At 33.1% G+C, this 21,878-nt stretch carries 23 protein-coding genes; 14 read left to right on the plus strand and 9 right to left on the minus strand.

Annotated features, from left to right (window positions below):
* Positions 1-62: 62 nt before the first annotated feature.
* On the plus strand, positions 63-1,751 hold the full coding sequence (locus DK441_RS01220; protein ID WP_109097119.1) for a M23 family metallopeptidase: 1,689 nt from the start codon (positions 63-65) through the stop codon (positions 1,749-1,751).
* Between the two features lie 13 nt (positions 1,752-1,764).
* A complete protein-coding gene (locus tag DK441_RS01225; protein ID WP_109097120.1) occupies positions 1,765-4,233 on the plus strand; it encodes a carboxypeptidase-like regulatory domain-containing protein in 2,469 nt (822 codons plus the stop codon).
* A 13-nt stretch (positions 4,234-4,246) separates the two neighbouring features.
* On the opposite strand, the gene DK441_RS01230 is transcribed toward DK441_RS01225, so the two are convergent.
* Positions 4,247-5,395: a cysteine desulfurase family protein gene (locus DK441_RS01230; protein WP_109097121.1), complete on the minus strand. Its 1,149-nt coding sequence runs from the start codon at positions 5,393-5,395 to the stop codon at positions 4,247-4,249.
* A gap of 180 nt (positions 5,396-5,575) precedes the next feature.
* On the opposite strand from DK441_RS01230, the gene DK441_RS01235 reads away from it, so the two are divergent.
* Together DK441_RS01235 and DK441_RS01240 are read left to right on the plus strand one after the other, a co-directional pair.
* Positions 5,576-6,481, plus strand: coding sequence for a hypothetical protein (locus tag DK441_RS01235; protein ID WP_109097122.1), 906 nt, complete (start codon positions 5,576-5,578; stop codon positions 6,479-6,481).
* A 16-nt stretch (positions 6,482-6,497) separates the two neighbouring features.
* Positions 6,498-7,028, plus strand: coding sequence for a hypothetical protein (locus DK441_RS01240; RefSeq protein WP_109097123.1), 531 nt, complete (start codon positions 6,498-6,500; stop codon positions 7,026-7,028).
* Here DK441_RS01240 and DK441_RS01245 read toward each other — a convergent pair whose 3' ends face one another.
* Together DK441_RS01245 and DK441_RS26365 are read right to left on the minus strand one after the other, a co-directional pair.
* Positions 7,029-7,592 carry a DNA mismatch repair protein MutS gene (locus DK441_RS01245; protein WP_235015688.1) on the minus strand — a complete coding sequence of 188 codons (564 nt, stop codon included), beginning with the start codon at positions 7,590-7,592 and terminating at the stop codon, positions 7,029-7,031.
* Positions 7,579-7,788 carry a hypothetical protein gene (locus tag DK441_RS26365; RefSeq protein ID WP_160111907.1) on the minus strand — a complete coding sequence of 70 codons (210 nt, stop codon included), beginning with the start codon at positions 7,786-7,788 and terminating at the stop codon, positions 7,579-7,581. Before DK441_RS26365 ends, DK441_RS01245 begins: the two co-directional genes overlap by 14 nt.
* Positions 7,789-8,086: 298 nt before the next feature.
* Between DK441_RS26365 and DK441_RS01250 the strand changes: the two genes are divergently transcribed.
* The 4 genes from DK441_RS01250 to DK441_RS01265 all read left to right on the plus strand — a co-directional run bounded on the left by DK441_RS01250 (position 8,087) and on the right by DK441_RS01265 (position 9,336).
* On the plus strand, positions 8,087-8,305 hold the full coding sequence (locus tag DK441_RS01250) for a DUF2752 domain-containing protein (protein ID WP_370444296.1): 219 nt from the start codon (positions 8,087-8,089) through the stop codon (positions 8,303-8,305).
* Between the two features lie 12 nt (positions 8,306-8,317).
* Entirely contained in the window at positions 8,318-8,641 is a 324-nt protein-coding gene (locus tag DK441_RS01255) for a CCC motif membrane protein (protein ID WP_109097124.1), read from the plus strand.
* An 87-nt stretch (positions 8,642-8,728) separates the two neighbouring features.
* Entirely contained in the window at positions 8,729-9,019 is a 291-nt protein-coding gene (locus tag DK441_RS27220; RefSeq protein ID WP_109097125.1) for a DUF2752 domain-containing protein, read from the plus strand.
* 8 nt (positions 9,020-9,027) lie between these two features.
* A complete protein-coding gene (locus DK441_RS01265; protein WP_109097126.1) occupies positions 9,028-9,336 on the plus strand; it encodes a CCC motif membrane protein in 309 nt (102 codons plus the stop codon).
* Positions 9,337-9,413: 77 nt separating this feature from the next.
* Here DK441_RS01265 and rocD read toward each other — a convergent pair whose 3' ends face one another.
* The 3 genes from rocD to DK441_RS01280 form a co-directional block, all read right to left on the minus strand.
* Positions 9,414-10,658 carry an ornithine--oxo-acid transaminase gene (rocD, locus tag DK441_RS01270; protein WP_109097127.1) on the minus strand — a complete coding sequence of 415 codons (1,245 nt, stop codon included), beginning with the start codon at positions 10,656-10,658 and terminating at the stop codon, positions 9,414-9,416.
* A gap of 116 nt (positions 10,659-10,774) precedes the next feature.
* A complete protein-coding gene (locus DK441_RS01275; protein WP_109097128.1) occupies positions 10,775-11,161 on the minus strand; it encodes a DUF6768 family protein in 387 nt (128 codons plus the stop codon).
* Entirely contained in the window at positions 11,151-11,708 is a 558-nt protein-coding gene (locus DK441_RS01280) for an RNA polymerase sigma factor (RefSeq protein WP_109097129.1), read from the minus strand. The genes DK441_RS01275 and DK441_RS01280 overlap by 11 nt, the downstream gene beginning before the upstream one ends.
* A 116-nt stretch (positions 11,709-11,824) precedes the next feature.
* On the opposite strand from DK441_RS01280, the gene rlmD reads away from it, so the two are divergent.
* The 3 genes from rlmD to DK441_RS01295 all read left to right on the plus strand — a co-directional run bounded on the left by rlmD (position 11,825) and on the right by DK441_RS01295 (position 14,394).
* Entirely contained in the window at positions 11,825-13,234 is a 1,410-nt protein-coding gene (gene rlmD, locus DK441_RS01285) for a 23S rRNA (uracil(1939)-C(5))-methyltransferase RlmD (protein WP_109097130.1), read from the plus strand.
* Between the two features lie 402 nt (positions 13,235-13,636).
* Positions 13,637-13,945, plus strand: a complete 309-nt coding sequence (locus DK441_RS01290) for a hypothetical protein (protein ID WP_074409978.1) — start codon at positions 13,637-13,639, stop codon at positions 13,943-13,945.
* 41 nt (positions 13,946-13,986) lie between these two features.
* On the plus strand, positions 13,987-14,394 hold the full coding sequence (locus DK441_RS01295) for a hypothetical protein (protein ID WP_109097131.1): 408 nt from the start codon (positions 13,987-13,989) through the stop codon (positions 14,392-14,394).
* 71 nt (positions 14,395-14,465) lie between these two features.
* Here DK441_RS01295 and DK441_RS01300 read toward each other — a convergent pair whose 3' ends face one another.
* Positions 14,466-14,669: a hypothetical protein gene (locus DK441_RS01300; RefSeq protein ID WP_109097132.1), complete on the minus strand. Its 204-nt coding sequence runs from the start codon at positions 14,667-14,669 to the stop codon at positions 14,466-14,468.
* Between the two features lie 89 nt (positions 14,670-14,758).
* On the opposite strand from DK441_RS01300, the gene DK441_RS01305 reads away from it, so the two are divergent.
* The 3 genes from DK441_RS01305 to ggt all read left to right on the plus strand — a co-directional run bounded on the left by DK441_RS01305 (position 14,759) and on the right by ggt (position 17,809).
* The gene (locus DK441_RS01305; RefSeq protein WP_109097133.1) at positions 14,759-15,283 is read left to right on the plus strand and encodes a DUF6452 family protein; all 525 of its coding nucleotides are present in this window, start codon (positions 14,759-14,761) and stop codon (positions 15,281-15,283) included.
* Positions 15,249-15,959: a DUF6048 family protein gene (locus tag DK441_RS01310; protein ID WP_074409982.1), complete on the plus strand. Its 711-nt coding sequence runs from the start codon at positions 15,249-15,251 to the stop codon at positions 15,957-15,959. The genes DK441_RS01305 and DK441_RS01310 overlap by 35 nt, the downstream gene beginning before the upstream one ends.
* Before the next feature lie 164 nt (positions 15,960-16,123).
* Positions 16,124-17,809: a gamma-glutamyltransferase gene (gene ggt, locus DK441_RS01315; RefSeq protein WP_109097134.1), complete on the plus strand. Its 1,686-nt coding sequence runs from the start codon at positions 16,124-16,126 to the stop codon at positions 17,807-17,809.
* Between the two features lie 22 nt (positions 17,810-17,831).
* Here ggt and DK441_RS01320 read toward each other — a convergent pair whose 3' ends face one another.
* Positions 17,832-21,104 carry a glycosyl hydrolase gene (locus DK441_RS01320; RefSeq protein ID WP_109097135.1) on the minus strand — a complete coding sequence of 1,091 codons (3,273 nt, stop codon included), beginning with the start codon at positions 21,102-21,104 and terminating at the stop codon, positions 17,832-17,834.
* A gap of 192 nt (positions 21,105-21,296) precedes the next feature.
* A complete protein-coding gene (locus tag DK441_RS01325; RefSeq protein ID WP_109097136.1) occupies positions 21,297-21,806 on the minus strand; it encodes a MerC domain-containing protein in 510 nt (169 codons plus the stop codon).
* Positions 21,807-21,878 lie beyond the last annotated feature (72 nt).

Genomic DNA, 21,878 nt, shown 5'->3' on the forward strand with positions numbered 1-21,878 from the left:
AGCAAAAAAATAAGTAGTTTTATAAACACATTTCATAAACACACACATAGATACCCCCTTTTATGAGAAAGATTATAGTTTTTATTGTACTTGGCTTTTCTTTTTGCTATGGACAAAAGAACCTTCCAAAAGACTATTTTATTCGTCCTCTTGATATTCCTACTGTAGTTTCGGGAACATTTGGCGAGTTGAGATCTAACCATTTTCATTCTGGATTAGATATGAAAACTAATGGCGAAGAAGGATTAAATGTATATGCTACAGCATCTGGTCGAGTAACTAGAATAAAGGTTTCGCATGGTGGATATGGTAAAGCACTATATATTGCACATCCTAATGGATATACAAGTGTATATGCTCATTTAAAAAAATTCTCTCCAGAAATTGAAGCTTTTGTAAAAGAAAGACAGTACGCAAAAGAATCTTATGAAATAGAACTTTTTCCAAAATCAGGTTCGTTAATAGTTAAGCAAGGTGATGTTATAGCATACAGTGGTAATACCGGAGGAAGCTCTGGGCCTCATCTTCATTTTGAGATTAGAGATTCGAGATCCAGACCAATGAATCCAATGAATTTTGGCATGGAAGTAAAAGATACCAGAAAACCAATCATAAATAGTCTTTGGGCCTATAGTTTGGATAAAGACGCACATATTAACGGTGCGCAAAAACCAGTTAGATTAAAGCTTACACCTCTAGAAGATGGTAGTTTTAAGGCAGAAAACCTGAGTGCATATGGTAAAATCGGTTTCGGCGTAGCTACCATAGACAAACAAGATTTAGCCGAGAATAATAACGGTGTATATGAAATAACTACTCTAATTAATGGTCAGGAAAATTTAAAAATAGAAATGAATCGTTTTTCTTTTGCCGAAACACGATATGCAAATCGGATTATTGATTACTCTTATTTTAAAGAATATAGAAGTAGAATAACAAAACTCTTTGTTGAAAAAAACAATCCGTTAACCGTTTTTAAAAAGAAAGTAAATAATGGTATTGTTACTATTCAAGATAGTCTTTCTTATAACTATACTATTCATATCAAAGATTTTAAAAACAACACCTCTACAATTACTATTCCTGTACAAGGAAAAAATGTAGAAACAATCACAAAAACAGATATTCCTAAAACATCAGAATACGCTAAAGCAACTGAAAATTATACGTATAGCTCTGGTTTTTTTGACCTTTTCATCCCTAAAGGTGCATTATATGAAAATACCTATCTAGACATATCTGTTAATGGAGAAAAAATTAAAATTCACAATAACAAAACTCCGTTACATAAAAATATGACTCTGGTTTTTGATGTATCAAGGTATAGTGAAGAAGATAAGAAAAAATTATATATAGGCCGTTTAAATGGCTCTAAAACACCATCATACTCTAGAACATCAAAGAAAGGAAATCGGTTCTCTACCAGAACACGTACTTTTGGAACATACTCTTTATTTACCGATAACCAGAAGCCTACAATAATACCTATTAATGTTTCTAGCAAAAAATGGATATCAAAGGCCACACATTTAAAAGTAAAAATCAATGATTCTGAATCTGGAATAAAAAGTTATCGAGGTACTATAAATGGAAAATTTATTTTATTGGAGTATGATTATAAGACCGGAATGTTAATCTATGATTTTAATGATAAAAATCATGTGGACTCAGAAAATAATTTTAAACTTGTTGTGTTAGATAAAGTAGGTAATCGAGCAACATTCGAAACCACATTTTTTAGAAAACCTTAAATACTCTTATTTCTTGAAACCTAATTTTTTCCCTCTTTTGATTTTACTGATTCTAATCAGTATTTCTTCTTCGGCTCAGACTGCAACGTTAAAAGGTGTTATTCTTAATGAAAACAATATTCCCATTCAAGGAGCTAACATCTCTTATAACGATTCTGGTACTCAATCTGATAAAAACGGTGTATATCAACTTAGTATACCAGCTAACCAAGAAATTACAATACACATATCTCACATTAGTTTAAAAAATGTACAATTTGTTATTAATCTTGAAGAAAATCAAGAATACGAACTTAATCCAGTACTAAAAACAGATGTTGAACAGATAGGTGAAGTTATTATATCGGGTAGAGAGCGAAAAATTGTAGAAGGAATTACAACATTAGATCCCGAAACCATTAGAACCACCCCTTCTGCCAATGCAGGTGTAGAAGGACTCCTCAAGAGTTTACCCGGGGTAAGTTCTAATAACGAATTGAGTACGCAATATTCTGTTCGTGGAGGAAATTATGATGAAAATTTGGTCTATGTAAATGAGATCGAAGTTTATCGTCCTTTTTTAGTAAGATCAGGACAACAGGAAGGTTTAAGCTTTGTAAATACGGATATGGTTCGTAATGTAGATTTTTCTGCAGGAGGGTTTCAAGCTAAATATGGAGACAAACTTTCTTCAGTTTTAGATATTACTTATAAAAGACCAACAAGACTGGGAGCAACAGCAGATTTAAGCCTGCTGGGAGGTAGTGTTTCTGCAGAAGGAATTTCTAAAAACAAAAAACTAGCTGCTATTGTTGGTGTGCGGTATAGAGATAATAGCTTATTAGTAGATGCAAAAAATACTGAAACCAATTTTCAACCTAGATTTGCAGACGTACAAACATATCTTTCTTATAATTTTTCTAGTAAATTTGAATTAGGCTTCTTAAGCAATTTAGCACTTAATACCTATGATTATGAACCATTAACCGAACAGGTGAATTTTGGAACATTACAAACAGTGCAGGCATTAACTGTTCGCTATGATGGACAAGAAAAAGACCGGTATGAAACCTATTTTGGAGCACTAAAAGGAACCTACAGAGCCAATGACAATTTAACTCTAAAATTAATTGCCTCTGGATATCATACACAAGAACAAGAGCATTATGATATTTTTGCAGCATATGCACTAGGTACTGTAAATACCGATATTGGTAGTGAAAACCTGGGAGAAGTAGAATTTAGTGAAGGTATAGGTTCTCAATTAACGCATGCAAGAAATGATCTGGATGCATTGATATATAATCTCGAACATAAAGGAACATATGTTGCAGATCAACATCAGTTTGATTGGGGTATCAAATATACCTCAGAAGATATTAGAGACCGTTTACAAGAATATGAAATCATTGATTCTGCTGGTTTTTCTATCAGACCTCCTGTACTGGATTTTGTAAATGATCAGCCCTACACTCCTTTTGCAAGTCCTATTGTTCCTTTTACTAGCGTAAGAGCTACAAATAGCACCAAAATTGATCGTATTTCTGGGTATGCGCAATACAGCATTCGCTCTAATATAAAAGAAAACGAAATTTGGGCAAATGTAGGTGTTAGAGCACATAACTGGAATATCTATGGAAATACAGTTGATAGTTCTGATTCGCAAATTGTATTTAGCCCAAGGGCTCAAGTTGCGATTAAACCTAATTGGAAATCTGATATGATCTTTAGAGTTTCTGGAGGGCTATATCATCAACCTCCCTTTTATAGAGAATTACGAGATTCATTAGGGGTGGTAAGACCAGATGTTAAAGCACAGCAATCTATACATATCGTACTTGGTAATGACTACAGCTTTTCTATGTGGAAAAGACCATTTAAATTAACTACAGAGTTATATTACAAAAAACTAACTGATGTAAACCCGTACACTATCGAAAATGTTAGGATACGATATCGTGCAAGAAATAATGCAGAAGCATATGCACAGGGAGTCGATTTAAGACTTAATGGAGAATTTGTTCCAGGTACAGAAAGCTGGGTAAGTCTTGGGTATTTAAAAACTGAAGAAAATATCGATAAGCGTGGTTATATCTCTCGACCAACAGATCAACGACTCAAAATCGGAGTGTTATTTCAGGATTACGTCCCTTCTATCCCAAGCTTAAAAATGTATTTAAATATGGTCTATCAAACAGGAGTACCAGGAGGTTCTCCCAGTTATGCAGATCCATATAATTTTCAGACCAGACTACGAGATTATCGAAGAGCCGATTTAGGAATATCATATGTTGTGGTTGATCAAAACAAAAGATTAAGAGAAGGTCATTTTCTTAATATGTTTAGAGAATTAAACCTTGGTTTTGAAATCTACAATATCTTTGATAATCAAAATACGATCACCAATACTTTTGTAAGAGATGCAGCAAGTCAACGCCAATTTGCTATTCCCAACTATTTAACGCCACGGGTTTTTAATGTTCGACTAGGAATGAAATTTTAGTTTTAAGAATAGATTATTCTTCTATAAATTTCTTTAGTACATCAACTGTATAATCTACTTCTTCTTTAGTATTAAATTTTGAAAGTGAGAAACGTATTGATGGTTTTTGTAAATCCTCATCAGAAAGGATTTCGGTTAATACATGAGACCCTTTACCGCTTCCACTTTGGCAAGCACTCCCCTTTGAACATGCAATACCATTAATATCTAAATGAAATAATAATATCCCTGCTTTTTCTTCAGAAACAGGCAAACACACACTAATTAAGGTGTATGTACTTTTTTCAGAATCACAACAACTGGCATTAAACTTTACTCCTTCAATATTATTTTTAAGAGAATCGATAAAGTATTGTTTAAGATTTGTAACGTAGCTCTTTTCTTCTTCTAAATTTTCATATGATAATCGCAACGCCTCATCCATTCCTGCAATATTATGCACGCTTTCTGTTCCTGCTCTATACCCTCGTTCTTGTTCACCACCAAAAATTAACGGTTTTAAACCAGAATTTTTTCTAATATAGGCAAAACCAACTCCTTTTGGTCCATGAAATTTATGAGCACTTACCGCTGTAAAATCAATATATAAATCACTTAAATCTACATCATAATGGCCTATCGACTGAACCATATCACTATGAAAAAGTGCTTCATGTTCTTTACACAAGTTTCCAACATGCTCAATATCTAATATCGTCCCCACTTCATTATTTACATGCATCAAGCTTACTAAGGTCTTCTCATTAGAATTACTAAGAAGTGATTCTAAGTGTTTATAATCAATCGATCCATCTGTATTTATATTAACATAACTTACTACTATATCGGTACGAGACTCTATTTCCTGTACTGTATGTAATACTGCGTGATGCTCTATTTTGGTTGTAATAATACGCTTAACCCCTAAATCCCTAACAGCACTATTTATTGCTAAGTTATCAGCTTCTGTACCTCCAGAAGTAAATATAATTTCTGATGCTTTTACTCCTAAATAACTAGCAATGTTTTTACGTGTTTGTTCTATATGATTCTTAGCAGATCGACCATAACCATGTATTGATGAAGGATTTCCATAATCTTCTTTCAATACAGAAACCATTTTAGCAATAACCTCTGGCCTTACCTCTGTGGTAGCCGCACTATCAAAATAAACTTTTTGCATAAAACAAAGTAATTAAGTTGTTGAAATAGACATTTATTCGTTTTTTGTAAAAAAACTTTAATTTTTACAATATTCCCAATTTTCCGACTACAAAACTAATCTAAATAAAATTATTTTCGAGTACACGCGTTATAATCTTTCAATTCCTTTACTTTTGTCAAAAAAAATACTCATTCTGACATGAAAAAGTTGTTTTCATTTCTCTTTTTATTATTATTCCTCTCCTCTTGTGATGATGGTGACTTAGTGATCACCAGTTTTGAGTTTGATGATGTTGACTTACAACTTTGTAAAGGTGCAAAACCAAATGAATTTGTTTTTTTCAAGATTAGCAAGACTATAAACGAGGCTATTTCCTATAGCTTTATCAGTGAGACTTTTTCTGATACTATTGCAACCTCCACACCCATTGCTATCCAATTAAGTGAGGATTCTAACAATTTAATATATAGAAATTTCAATATCCCGGTAACTACAGATTATTTTTGTTCTAATATCCCGTCTAGTGAAATTATAATTGTTGAAGAACTTAATGGCATTACAGGAACATCTGAAATTTCGACTAAAATTACAACTGAAGATGATGACGATGGGGTTCCGGCGGAACAAGAAGATCTTAATAACAATGGCGACTATGAGGATGATGATACCGATGGTGACGGAATTCCTAATTATAAAGATCAGGATGACGATAACGATAACATTTTAACTAGTGTTGAGTTACCAAATGACATTCCTGACAATGATGACCCCCGAGATACAGACGGAGACGGTACACCTGATTACCTCGAAGAAGATGATGATGGTGACGGAATCTTAACTCGTAATGAAGATGCAGATATGAATGGAAACCCAAGAGATGATAGAGATCCTGTTTCCGGAGAATTATTTTACCTAGATGCAAAATCAACTAATAGTGCAGTTACGGTAAACCCTGTACTTGATAACACTATAAAAACTACATTTAGAACCACCTTATCTATAAATGGCCTTGTTTTTGATAGTTACAATCAAAATTTTAAAGACAGACATTTTTCATTTGGTTTTAGAGATGTTACTATCCCTAAGACAACCAAAAAAGAGTAGCTCATACCACATTATTATGAATAATTTTTTTTACTATATAATTTTTATTGCAGTATTGGTTAGTTGTAGTGAAGGAGATGTTATTGAAAATGACATCAGTAATTTCACAGCTCCGTTAGAGAATTGCTCTAATCAAAATGAAGATACTTTTGTTTTTTTCAAAATTGATCCCCAAATTAATCAATCTCTATCTCTTAGCTTTACAAGCACTACTTTTGAATTAAATACAGTTCCCGAAAGCCTTACTCATACTATAGCACTTAATAATACTACAAATATCCTAATATATAGACAATTTAATACTCAAATCGATGGTACTGCATATTTTTGCAGCAGTGTTCCTCCCAGTGGTATTACAGTTACTCAAGAGCTAAAAAGTTCTAACGGAAATGCTGAAATAAAATATGTTTTAAAGAGTGATACAGCTACAGAAACTGTCTACACCAGAACGATAACTCTTACCGACATCACTCTGGAAGGAGCTGGGATTGCAATACGACAAGAACTACTACAACTAGGTGAAGATGAGATTACTGTTCTAAAATAACTATTTTGGATTTTGAACAATATACACCGCTGTCGCTCCTAGTCCATATTTCCTATAGTTACCTTCAGAAATTCTGATATTATCATATCTCCCAAAAAGGTATTTGAGTTCTTCTTTTAAAACTCCTTGCCCTACTCCATGAATAAAAACCACATTGGGAATACGTTTACTAATTGCGAAATCCAGCTGTCTTTTTGCTGTATCCAATTGCAACGTTATCATATCATGATTTGTCATTCCTTTGGTTGATCTCACTAATTTGTTAATATGTAAATCAACTTCCATTGGTGGTACATCCCGTTCTTTTGGTTTAGCAATAGGTCTTTTTGGCTTTTTTTTAAAAACCTCCTTCTCTTGTAAATTCTTATGTACCTCTTCATAAGAAGGCATAATAAGCTCTCCCGACTTAATTTTTACGACTTCACGAATAAAAAATGTCATATCAAACCCATCCTCTGTTTCAATTGTTACTTCATCAACAGTAACCGCTATAACTTTGCCTGTAATTGGTTCATCCAGAACAGATACAGTATCCCCTATTTTAATCATATTATTCTTCTTCATGGTATGGATCAGAATCAATTTTGGTTTTCGATTTCACATTAGTATTAATAAGAAATACTCCTAACATTAAAAAAACTACTCCAATACTCTGGATGTAATAGTTTTTAGTTATCGAAGAAATTTCACTTATCAATGCAATAGCTCCAATCATTACCAAAAGTATACTTATGATTTTTTTGATCCTACGATAATTCATTTGCCTAATCCTTTTTTGTTAATCCAATAGATAGTATAATCAATATCATCATTTAATATCTTAAGAATTGATTTCTTTTCAAATAATGACTTCAAGGTATTTTCTTTATACCCGATCCAATACTTCTCTTACTAATTGCAAAAGTATTAAATAATAGATTTTTGAACCTTCAAATATTTTAAATAACTTAATTATGTATATTGCAGTTAATAATTATAAAGTTTTTTCGCTTTTGGAGACCTATATGTTACCTTGTTTAAACAAAAAAATTTTTGGAGTTGATTGTTTAGGCTGTGGAATGCAAAGATCTATTTCTCTCTTACTCAAAGGAGATTTTGTTGCTGCGTTTTATATGTATCCCGCGATTTACCCTCTTTTACTATTACTAATATTTTTAGGATTCAACTTTTTTATCAAATTTAAATATGACAGACTTATAAAAATGAGTCTAATGGTTACAGCCATACTTACTATTATTATAAGTTATGTAATCAAAATGAAAATTATTTTTAACTAATCAATCTAAATTATGGAAAAACAAACATTACCTAATTCTACCCTAATCCTGGTTTTTGGTATTCTATCAATCTTAGGATGCTGTTGTTATGGTGTACTAGGAATTATCCTGGCTATTGTGGCTATAGTACTAGCTAAAAAAGCTACAGCATTGTACAATGAAAACCCAGAATTATATACTGGATATCAAAATGTTAAAACAGGTAAGATATTAGCAATTGTAGGTCTTATATTAAGTATTATCTATTTGATATATGTTATCTTCATATTTGCAACAATAGGATATGATGGTATACTAGATATGCAAAGAGAAATGATGGAACAGTACGGAGGATAATCTGTAAATAATTTAATTTTTAAAAACTGTTCGGAATACTATTTCGAACAGTTTTTATTTAGAATAAATTTCTTATTCATATAATTTGTGGAGCAGTTTATTAACTATATTGAATCTAATCTATTACAATGCCCTACCAAAAAACTAATGGGTATTGATTGTTTAGGCTGTGGTTTTCAACGAAGTTTTTTATTACTCATCAAGGGTGATTTAGTAGAGTCCTTTCTAATGTATCCTGCACTTATACCATTACTATTAATGTTTGGATATCTAATTGTTCATCTTTTTCTAAAGTTTAAAAAAGGTGCTAAAACTCTTCAATATTTTTATATTTTAAATAGTATACTTATCATTACAAATTATATTATAAAATTCTAATACATTATATGGAAAACAAACAACAATTACCAAATGCCACATTGGTGTTAATATTCGGGATCGCATCAATAGTAACCTGTTTTTGCTACGGATTTCTGGGGTTAGTATTTGGTATCATTGCCTTAGTATTAGCTAAAAAAGCTAAAGAATTATATCTGGCAAATCCAGAATTATACACAGGATATGAAAACCTAAAAGCTGGTAGAATTTGTGCAATAATTGGTACTATATTAAGTTCTTTATACCTTCTAATTATTATTGGGTATATAATATTTATGGGTGCTCTAATGCCTTGGTCAGAAATATTAAATCAATAAAGTGTTTTTATAAAATGAAAAAAGGAGGCCATTGTGCCTCCTTTTTTCATTTTATATGAATTTTGAATAGTATTTCTCTATTTTTCAAATTCCTTTAACGTTTTGATAATAATACTCACACAATCCAATAGTTGCTCTTTATTCATTACTAATGGCGGTGCAAAACGAATAATATTACCGTGGGTTGGTTTAGCCAAAAGACCATTTTCTTTAAGCGCCACACAGATATTCCAGGCAGTATCACTATCCTCAGAATCATTGATTACAATCGCATTTAACAATCCTTTACCACGAACTAAATTCGCTATTTTAGATCCTTCAATGTACTTATCAAGTTCTGATCTAAATAATTGACCTAATTCTTCTGCATTCTCTGCTAGTTTTTCATCTCTTACTACTTCTAAAGCTGCTACTGCTACTGCTGCTGCAACAGGGTTACCGCCAAAAGTACTACCGTGATTTCCTGGTCTTATAACACTCATGATTGTATCATTAGCCAAAACTCCCGATACAGGATATGCTCCTCCACTTAATGCTTTTCCAAGAATTAAGATATCTGGTTTAACATTTTCATGATCTACGGCTAGTAATTTTCCTGTACGTGCGATTCCTGTTTGAACTTCATCTGCAAGAAATAGTACATTATGTTTTTCACAAAGAGCTTTGGCTTTGGCCAAAAATCCTTCAGAAGGAACGTACACTCCTGCTTCTCCTTGTATAGGCTCTACCAAAAAACCTGCAACATTAGTATTACTTTCTAAAGCCTGTTCTAAAGCAGATAGATTATCGTATTCAATTTTTATAAACCCTGCAGTATAGGGTCCAAAGTTTTTTCTAGCTACTTCATCATTCGAAAATGATATGATTGTTGTTGTTCTTCCATGAAAGTTATTTTCACACACAATAATCTGTGCTTCATTTTCTGGAATTCCTTTCTTCTCATATGCCCATTTTCTACAAAGCTTCAATGCTGTTTCTACTGCTTCTGCACCAGTATTCATTGGTAATAGTTTATCAAAACCAAAATACTCAGTCGCAAACTTCTCGTATTCACCTAATTTATCATTATAAAAGGCTCGCGAGGTTAGTGTTAATGTTTGTGCCTGATTAATCATTGCTCCTACTATTTTAGGATGACAATGCCCTTGGTTCACTGCAGAATATGCACTTAAAAAATCATAATACTTTTTACCTTCTACATCCCAAACATACACACCTTCTCCTTTGTTTAAAACAACCGGTAATGGGTGATAATTATGAGCTCCGTACTTGTCTTCTAATTCAATTAAATGCTGTGATGACTTTTTCTCTAAGATTGCCATTATTCACGTATTAAAAATAAAACTTTACAATTCCTACTTCGACATAAAGTTCGGGAGAGAAATCATCCTATTGAAGTTGGTTGCAAATTACTAAATATAAGCTTCTTTCTAAAATCTTATTGTGATATTTTTCCAGCTATAGAAGATACCTGTAGTTCTAGCCTCTTAATTTCTCTTAATAATGCATTTTTATCCATTTGCATCCAGGCAAATAGTTTGGTCATTCCTATAACCATAAAACAGATCGCTCCTCCTGCAAACCACTTGATCAGTTCGTTAGTATTATTGGTATTTAAAAATTGAATAATGCAATAGACTAAAAAACCAAAAGCTACTACAGTTGCAATATTCATCAATATAATAATCCATCTGTGTTTGGTATCAAAAAGCCCCCCTAGCATTTCTAGAAGATTTTGCTCATCTAAATCATCATAAAATTTTGCTTCTTCCTGGCTCAATGTTTCTTTAATTAATTGATCTATATCTTTCATTTTATTCTCCATTATTTCTATTTTTTAAAATTAATTTCAGTTTTTCTCTAGCTGTAAACAAACGTGACTTAACGGTACCGGTCGAAACATTTATAATATCACTTATTTGTTTAATGCTATACTCTTCTAAATAAAAAAGGTTTAGTACTAATTGTTGATTATGAGGCAGTTTTTTAATTGAGTTTTTTAATAATACCATCGTATTTTGATTATTTTGAGTATCATCTTCAATACGATTTGTATTACAATCCTTATACACTTGTAAATGTTCTACTTCCTTTTTATGTTTTCGTAACCAATTAATAGCATTTCTGGTTACAATAGTCAATGCCCAACTCCCAAAACTATTAGAATCTTTTAGGCTATTGATTTTTAAAAAAATAGTACTCCAGCTATCCTGAGCAATATCTTTTGAAATTTCTATATCTCGAGTGTACCAATATGCCTGTTTACATAGTTTTGCGTGCCATCTTTTCACAAGAAGAGTTACTGCTTTCTTGCTTCCCGATTGGCATTGTAAAACCAACAAAGAATCAATTGTTTTATTGGTGTTTGTCATATGGGTCTTTATAGTATAGACGTAGAAATAATAAATAGGTTCATTTTTTTATTTCTTTTTTCTAAGATATATTGAATATTTAATAAGTATATGCTTTCTATTGTTATTTTTGCGCTATGGCAAGGAAAAACAGAAGACAGATCTTTGAGAATATCGAAGTTATTGATGCAGGTGCAAAAGGAAAGAGTATTGCTAAAGCCCCTGACGGAAAGGTAATTTTTATTAACAATGCAGTTCCTGGGGATGTAGTAGATATCCAAACTACCAAAAAGCGTAAGGCCTTTTATGAAGGTTCTGCTACTACTTTTCATAAGCTATCAGACAAACGTACCGAACCCACTTGTGAACATTTTGGAACTTGTGGAGGCTGTAAATGGCAATTTATGGGTTATAAGCATCAACTAGCTTATAAACAACAAGAAGTTGTAAATAACCTAACCCGATTGGGTAAAATTGAACTACCCGAAGTAAGTTCGATACTTGGCTCCGAGGATCAATTCTTCTATAGAAATAAAATGGAATTTTCGTTTAGTGATAGCAGATGGCTAACTCTTGATGAAATTAGAAGTGATACTGAAATTCAGAATAGAAATGCATTGGGATTTCATATTCCAGGAATGTGGGATAAAATTTTGGATATCAATACATGTCATCTACAGGAAGATCCAAGTAATGATATCAGAAATAAAGTAAAAGCATTTGCCACAGAAAACAACCTCCCCTTTTATAATGCAAGGAATCAGCATGGATTTTTGCGTACATTAATGATTAGAATTGCATCTACAGGGGAAATTATGGTTTTGCTTCAATTTTTTCATGAAGATATAGAAAAAAGAACACTACTATTAGATTATATAGTTTCAGAATTCCCAGAAATCACTTCGCTTCAGTATACAATAAATCCAAAAGGTAATGATACCATTTATGATCAAGAGGTTATTTGTTACAAAGGGAAAGATTATATTGAAGAAGAAATGGAAGGATTACGATTTAGAATTAATGCCAAGTCTTTTTATCAAACAAATTCTAAACAAGCTTACGAACTATATAAAGTAACCCGGGATTTTGCCAACCTCACTGGAGAGGAGTTAGTATATGATTTATATACAGGAACCGGAACCATTGCACAATTTGTTGCAAAAAAAGCGAAAAAAGTAATTGGTGTAGAAGCTGTTCCCGAAGCTATAGAAGACGCAAAAGAAAATGCAAAGCGCAATAGTATCGATAACGTAGAGTTTTATGTTGGTGATATGAAAAAAGTATTTACCAAAGATTTCATTTCCAGACATGGTCAACCCGAAGTGGTAATTACAGATCCCCCAAGAGATGGAATGCATAAAGATGTTGTAGGACAATTATTAAACATTTCTCCTCAAAAAATAGTATATGTAAGCTGTAATAGTGCAACGCAGGCACGTGATCTTTCACTACTAGATGGGATGTATAAAGTTAGTAAAGTTCAACCGGTCGATATGTTCCCACAGACATATCATGTTGAAAATGTAGTATTACTTGAAAAGAGATAAATACAACTAGTTTTTTATAGTAAAAAGACAGTTTTAATTCCTGTAATATTTTCACTAACCAAAAAATTGATATCAGACTCTAATTATTTGATGAATTATAATTTCATCATGTATTTCATCGGTTTTTTTAATCATTACACATTAGAGCACCCAATTATCATGAAATTCATTGATAATAAGCACTTTACCAACAAATAATTCATTTTTTTAACAAAAACCACACTATTAACTGATTATCAAAGAATTAAACATATTTATTCAACTTTAATAATTACTGTTTTACCGTAAAAAGTTAACTCAAAAACCACATATAATATCATGAGTTATTTCCTACATTTGTATTCGAAGATTGCTACTACAATAAATTTATAATCAAACCTAAGTTTACCAAAACTAATAGTTATGAGAAATGTAGTAAAAATACCCCTGATCTTCATTCTTCTTATTTTAATTTATTTCTTATTTACTACCGGTTCCAGTTATACTGGTCAACATCAGATTAACGAAACCAAAAATCAAGTTGCACAAGAAGCCATAAAACAATATAACATTGTTAAACGAAATGGCCCAGGTATAGAAGCGTCATTACATGCAGGATTCGTTGCAGAAGCCTTTCTTCAAATCGGAGATAAAGAAAATTATACTAAATGGACAAAAATAAAAGAGCAAGAAGAACGTGATGCAAAAAATGCCAACGTTAACTTACCATAATTTATTTGCACACAAACCACTCACTACTACCAAGGCTTACAATGATGATGTTAAACTTAAAAAAAGGAGAGTTTATAATAAAACTCTTCGTAGTACTAATCATATGTATTACAATAATAACTGGAACTGTTTTATACAACCTATACCATAACGATAATGCTCAAATCATCAGTTCTAAAAACAATAAAAACTCATTTTATTTTCACAAATCCGAGGCATTAACTGCATCATACTCCATCATCAATAAAAGGTTACGATCATCAACTATTATTTCTTTTGGAGAAAGTGACAAAGATGTTAGGATCGTTAATGATTCTACATTCACAGTAATCAATTATGTTGATTGGATAAATCAGGAAGGTGAAAACAAAAGAAATTATTACTGTTGTACTGTAATTTTTAATCACAACTGTAAAGCAAAAGCCCGAAATCTGGTTTTTATGGATTAATCACACCCTTTAGATTATGGCAACTTGATGTAGCAATCTTCTACATTTTCTATTGCGGTGGCCGGGAGCTGTTAAAAGTTCCCGGTTTTTAAAACAAAATTATAATCACCAAAAACTTCACAAGAATCAAAATATGATATAAACAGCAACACACCTACTTTATTCGAGTCTTTTATTTTTAAGAAATAACCTGTATGAATTGGTTTATCTTTTTTATTTTTGGTCACGCAAATAGCAATTCGAAATTTATTTTGTTTCAATATTTTTGCATTCATCTAACCGTATTTTTATCCTTGTAGTATCAAGGGTAGTTACAAAAAACCATATTCAGTAATGTTATGGTTGAGATAGAAAAAAATACTATATGAGAGTATACAAATATTTATTTTTTATATTAATAGGAGGCTTGGTTTTATATTCAAATTTAAGCTGTGAACGAGATGACATATGTGCAGAAGGTACTCCTACTACACCATTTTTAGTTATAAAATTTATGGACTTTGATGCGGGTACTCAGGTAAAAGCTCCATTAGAATTACAGGTAAAAGCAGTTGGTATAGAAACTCCTTTTACTTTGGGTGCGGTTACAGATTCTATCCTAATCCCTCTAAGAAATGATGTATCGATTACTGATTATGAATTTACTATAAATTCTGACACGACTAATAATAGTGATACCGATCCCCTTCCTAATAAAGACACTGTAAGTTTTCAATACACAACAGAAGAAGAATATGTGAGTAGTGCTTGTGGGTTTAAGATTAATTACAAAGGTCTTACTGTATCTCCACCAGAAGCAGGAGATGATGGGAGCTGGATCAAAAATATAACAATACAAAGAGAGAACGTAACCGATGAAACAACTGCACACGTATTTATTTTTCATTAGCATCTTAATTACAAGCTTTTTCTATGGGCAAGAAGAACCAAAAGTTAGTGCAAAAGACACTCTTCCTCCTGCAGAAAAATATGGTTTTAGAGCAGGAGTTGATCTCGGTCGATTAATCAGAACGGCAGTTGATGATAACTATTCTGGATTTGAAATTGTTGGAGATTACAGGTTTTATAAAAAATTCTATCTCGCTGCAGAAATAGGTAATGAGTCCTTGATAAGAGATGAAGAAAATATTAATACAAAAGGATCTGGAAGCTATGCAAGAGTCGGTATAGATTATAACATATACGATAATTGGTACGGAATGCAGAATAGCATCTATGTAGGGCTGCGGTATGGGTTTTCTACTTTTGAACAAACATTAAACGATTATTCTATTTTCACAAGTACAAATTATTTTGGACCAAACCAAATAACTGAAAGCATCAAATCTGATGGCTTAAATGCCAGCTGGATAGAATTAGTTCTTGGTATCAAAGTAGAGCTTATAAATAATCTATATCTGGGAGCCAATGTATCTCTTAGAACTCTAGTAAGTGAAAAAAAACCTGATAGATTCGATAATCTATATATTCCTGGATTTGGTCGTACTAATGATTATAGTAGTATTGGTGTAGGATACGGATATTCTATAAGTTATTTGATTCCCTTTTTTAAGAAAAAAAAGTAATTATACTCCCCACTTTCCTCCTACCTCTTGCTTATTTGTCCAGATATGTTCTGTAATACCCTCATCAAAATAAACCTGCACAATCATTTTATCAGGTATTCCATCAATTATTATAGGGTATTGCTTATCTTGTTTGGATATTTTATCATCTCATACTCGTTCACATGAAATCATTTAATACTTTTTGTTTTCTTTTTTTAGTACCTGTAAGTATGGTCTTCTCTCAGGATCGAATTACTGGTAAAAGTTTTGCTACACGATCTGAAATAATTACTACCCACGCAATGGCTGCCACCAGTCACCCTTTGGCTACGCAAACTGCTCTAGACATTTTGAAACAAGGAGGTAACGCAATTGATGCAGCAATCGCTGCTAATGCAATGCTTGGGTTAATGGAACCGACAGGAAACGGGATAGGCGGTGACTTGTTTGCTATTGTATGGGATGCTAAAAGCAAAAAATTATATGGATTAAATGCTAGTGGGCGATCTCCCGAAAAGTTAACTTTAGAATATTTTAAGAAAAACAACCATATTAAAATACCATCTCATGGTGCTCTTCCTGTTTCTGTTCCTGGCTGTGTAGATGGATGGTATGAGCTACATGGCAAGTTTGGTAAATTAAGTATGAAAAATATTTTGCAACCAACTATTAATTATGCTCGTGAAGGTTTTCCTGTGACCGAACTGGTTGCATATTATATGCAATTAAGTGCTAAATTTTTATCAAAATACCCTGGTTTTAAAACCACATATATGCCAAAGGGTTCTGCTCCGAAAAAAGGAGAAATTTTTAAAAACCCTTTTTTAGCGAATACACTCGAAAAAATTGCAAATGAAGGTAGAGATGCTTTCTATAAAGGAGATATTGCTAAAACTATTGCAAAGTATATGAAAGAAAACGGTGGATTTCTGAACTATGATGATCTAAAAAATCATACCTCAGAATGGGTAGAGCCTGTATCCACGAACTATCGAGGATACGATGTATGGGAATTACCTCCAAACGGTCAAGGAATAGCTGCCTTACAAATGCTAAATATTCTTGAAAAATATGATCTCAAATCTATGGGATTTGGTACAACAGAATATCTACACATTTTAACCGAAGCTAAAAAACTAGCCTATGAGGATCGGGCAAAATTTTATGCAGATCCAGATTTTAATACTATTCCTGTAGACCAGCTTGTCTCTAAGAATTATGCTGATCAAAGAAGAAAACTTATTGATAAAAACAAAGCTGCAAAAACATATGACGCCGGGAATCTTAATGATGGAGATACCATATATCTTACCGTTGCTGATGAAGAAGGAAATATGGTATCCTTGATACAAAGTAATTATAGAGGTATGGGATCAGGAATGACACCAACCGAGCTGGGTTTTATTTTACAAGACAGAGGTGAGTTGTTTTCATTGAAAGAAGGTCATTTTAATACCTATGAACCTAAAAAAAGACCTTTTCATACCATTATTCCCGCATTTGTTACCAAAGATGGAAAACCTTTTATGAGTTTTGGACTTATGGGTGGAGGTATGCAACCTCAAGGACATGTGCAGATTATCGTTAACATGATTGATTTTGGAATGAACCTACAGGAAGCTGGTGATGCCCCAAGAATAAACCATATGGGATCATCGCAACCCACAGGAGAAGAAATGACCAACGGGGGAACACTACATATTGAATCCGGAATTTCATATGAAACAATTAGAGGTCTGCTTTCAAAAGGTCATAACATATCCTATGCTTTAGGCCCTTACGGAGGCTACCAAGCTATTATGATAAAAGATGGTGTTTATTACGGAGCTTCTGAATCTCGTAAAGATGGCCAGGCAGCTGGGTATTAACCTACACCAAACCTCTAAGCAATTATTCCTCTACAAATGGTGCACCTGCTTCTTGTAATGTCTTTGAAAATGAATCTACCTCATTCTTTAAAGCAGTAAACTTAGAAGTAATACTTTTTAATTGGTCATCGATTATCTTCATCGTTTCCATATGTGTACTGGTTGGCCCATAAGTAGATCGCTCTACACCTTTATAAATAGAAAACATCCTATATTCGATGGTAGGTCTTGTCTTCTCACCTACTTGTTGTTTAGAAGTATTTCCGAAGAATTCTTTATTTAGATTTGCTATACGTTGTTCTAAAATATTTAAGCGATTATCCAGATCACCAGGAGCACTGTTTGTTCTCAATAAAGCGGTTCTCATAGCTTTAATACGTTTTCCTGCCTTATTTACTTTCATACTTAGAGTAGAAACTCTACCAATTGTATTCTCATAACTTCTCCAGAATGTTGTCACTTTTTCAAGTGCTGCCCCCTTTAATGTACCATTGTACATACGCTTAACCATAAAAGAAACAGGATCTGAAAGCTGAGTTACTTTTCCATTTACAACTTTGGATAATGTAGCTGTATACTTTCCCGGAGCAGCCATAAATCCACGGGGAGATCCATATGAGTTTTCTTGTTTCTCTAAAAAAATTGCGTTTGTAGCTGGGTATCGTAAATCCCATGCTACTCTATGAAAACCAGATGTAACAGGTCCTTCAATTCTACGAATGGTCTTTCCCGAGCTATTTGTTATTGCCAATAGTATACGAGGTTTGCTTTCTGTTCGCTCTGCTTCTACATTATCCCAGCCAGGAAAAGCAATATTTTTTCCTTTATTCTTTTTCTCTATCTCTTGTCGGTTTTCTTTACTGGTTTTTAACCCATCCTTTAAGTAGTATGTTAATACAGCTCCAAAATCTGGATTAGGAGCCACATAATGCGAGGCCCCCTGGCTTCCTTTTTTATCATCAAAACTTAAACTAGGTCTTGGGATGTACCACCACGCATCTCTAGTTGGAAATAGTGTGGCTTCTTCTTTCAGTTTATCTTCAGAAATACTTCTTAAAAGAGAAAAATCGTCAAATACGAAAAAACCCCTCCCAAAAGAAGCTCCTACTAGATCGTTCTCTTTACGCTGAATTACCAAATCACGAAACGAAATTGTAGGTACACCTCCTTTCAACTTTACCCAACGATTACCTCCATTTATAGTAAAATAAATCCCATATTCTGTAGCTGCAAAGAAAAGATTAGGTTGTACATGATCCTGAACAATTCTCCACACCAATGTCCTTTTCGGAAGATTTCCTTTTATAGATTTCCATGTTCTTCCATTATCAGCACTCTTTACCAAATAAGGATTAAAATCTCCATATTTATGATTATCAAGAGCTATATATACTGTGTTTGCATCAAAAAGATCTGCCTTAATATCATTAACAAATGCTGTTGCAGGAACTCCAGGCAGTGTGCCTACATCAATTTTTCGCCAATTATTCCCTCCATCTTCTGTTGCTTGAATAATCCCATCATCAGTTCCTGCATAAAGAACACCCTCTTGTTTTGGAGATTCTGCTATCGAAGTGATTGTATTATAATTAGACATGGCTAAAAAATCCCAGGGCGCATCCCATGATTGTTTTTTGCCCATAATAGACAATTCTATTCTTTCCTGATTTTTGGTTAAATCACCTGATATTGTCGTCCATTTATCTCCCCTATTATCAGATCTCCATACACGATGAGAAGCAAAATAGATACGAGCAGGGTCATGAGCACTCACCAAAATCGGTGCATCCCAATTAAAACGCTCAAAATTCTCTTCTGCTGTGGGCTGGGGTTGGATATCAATCACTTCTCCTGTACTTAGATCTACACGAGTTAGATTTCCTTCTTGTCGCTCTGCATACATAATATTAGGGTTACCAGGTTCTGTAGCAGGTTGATGACCATCCCAATTTAATACAATCTTCCAATCAGAATTTTGAATTCCATGTAAATTATCGGTTCGTGATGGTCCCCCTTGTGTACTATTATCTTGGGTTCCTCCATAAATATTGTAAAAAGGCTCAGAATCATCTACAGCCACTTTATAATATTGTGTTACCGGAAGGTTTTCTATAAACCTCCAATTTTTAGTAAGGTCAAAAGTTTCATACAGCCCTCCATCTGTTCCTACCAAAAGGTAATCAGGGTCTTCTTTCTTAAAAGCTATAGCATGATTATCGCCATGCTTATGCTCTTCATTCATCCTTGTAAACGTTTTTCCTCCATCTACAGAGATTTGCATTGTATTATCTACCAGGTATAGTCTTTCAAAATGATGAGGCGATGCATATAATTCCTGGTAATAATGTGGCCCTGTAGCCCCTGCAACAGCATTAGATTGTTTTTCCCAGGTAGTACCACGATCTGCAGAACGATATACTCCTCCGGTTCTTCGGTCTAGTTCAATAGCTGCATATAAAATATCGGGGTGTTGTGGTGAAATCGCTAATCCTATCTTCCCCATCCATGATTTAGGAAGTCCATTTTTGAGTCTTTCCCACGTTTCACCTCCATCTGTACTACGATGCAATCCTGATCCCGGGCCTCCTCCCATATAAGCAGCAACTGTACGATGTCTCTGCCATGTAGCTGCATAAAGTTGATCTGGATTTCTCGGATCTATAATCAAATCGGTAACACCAACCCAGGTATCATCTCCCAGTGTTTTTTTCCATGTTTTTCCGCCATCAATAGATTTATATAATCCTCGATCTCCTCCTTTTTTCCATAAAGGACCTTGAACAGCCACCCAAATTACATTAGAGTTTTCTGGATGTATAATAATTTTAGAAATATGTTCTGATGCTTTTAATCCCATATTGGCCCATGAAGCTCCCCCATCATCGCTGCGATAAATACCATCTCCATATCCCATATGTCGTCCTCCTACATTCTCGCCAGTACCTACCCAGATCGTATTATGATTTACAGGATCTATAGTCACACAACCAATAGAATATGATGTTTGATCATCAAATATTGGTTTCCAGGTAGTTCCTGAGTTTACCGTTTTCCAGACTCCTCCCGAACCAACAGCTACATACCAAATATTTTCGTTTTTAGGATGAATTGCAACATCTGCTATCCTACCAGACATAAAAGCCGGACCTATGTTTCTTAATTTTAATCCAGCGAATACTGAATCTGATAATACAGTAGATATTTCTTGTTTCGCTTTAGCACGTTGCCCATAGATTGAAACAGTAAATGCAAGCAAAAATAGTATGAAAAAGAATTGTGCGAATTTTGTTTTCATGAGAATATAATTGATGGTTAGCTTCAAAAAGAAGTAGAAAATTATTGTTATTTCAATAATAATCTCTTAACAAAAACATAAAAGTGTAAAAATAATATTTTTACACTTTTATGTTTTCCTCATTTCAACTTTAGATTACTAGCTTTTAAAGCCTAAAGAGGAAATAAATGATCTTATGCAGTAATGATTCTACTATATTCGATGTCTTTGTTTAATCTTACAACTTTTATAATCTTTTGTAAATTTCCAATTATAATAATGAGCGATTATCAAAAAACCTGTTCCTAAGAAATGTAATGTCTTTTCTACTAAATGATTTTCTATTAAAAACCCAATACTAAAAAGGACTAATGTTGTTATAAACAGAAAAGATGGTAATGATTTACTGTGGTATTTTTTGTAACCATTGTACATTGCAAACATTGCAATCATCATACTGATTCCTATTAAAAAAAACTCGTAGAATTCATCAGTTAAAAAAACAAGCCCCATCAAAGGGAAAAGAGTTATACATATAGGTAAAAGTATACAATGAAGCATGCACAAAAATGATGTAGAAAACCCTATAAAATCCCAATTTACACGTATTGTTTTATGTATCATAATAATATAAAATTGATCAATTGTTATAGATCGTATCCCGTTTTTTTTAGAATAACAGTCGCTTAATTCTTCACTATTGTTATCCCCAACATGAAACATTTTTTATCATAACTAAAGAAGTTGGTACAATAGCAATCAGATTTTTTTTGTAATTTTCAATATTGAACCACA

It is taken from the genome of Aquimarina sp. AU58, from assembly GCF_900312745.1.
Lineage (GTDB): Bacteria > Bacteroidota > Bacteroidia > Flavobacteriales > Flavobacteriaceae > Aquimarina > Aquimarina spinulae.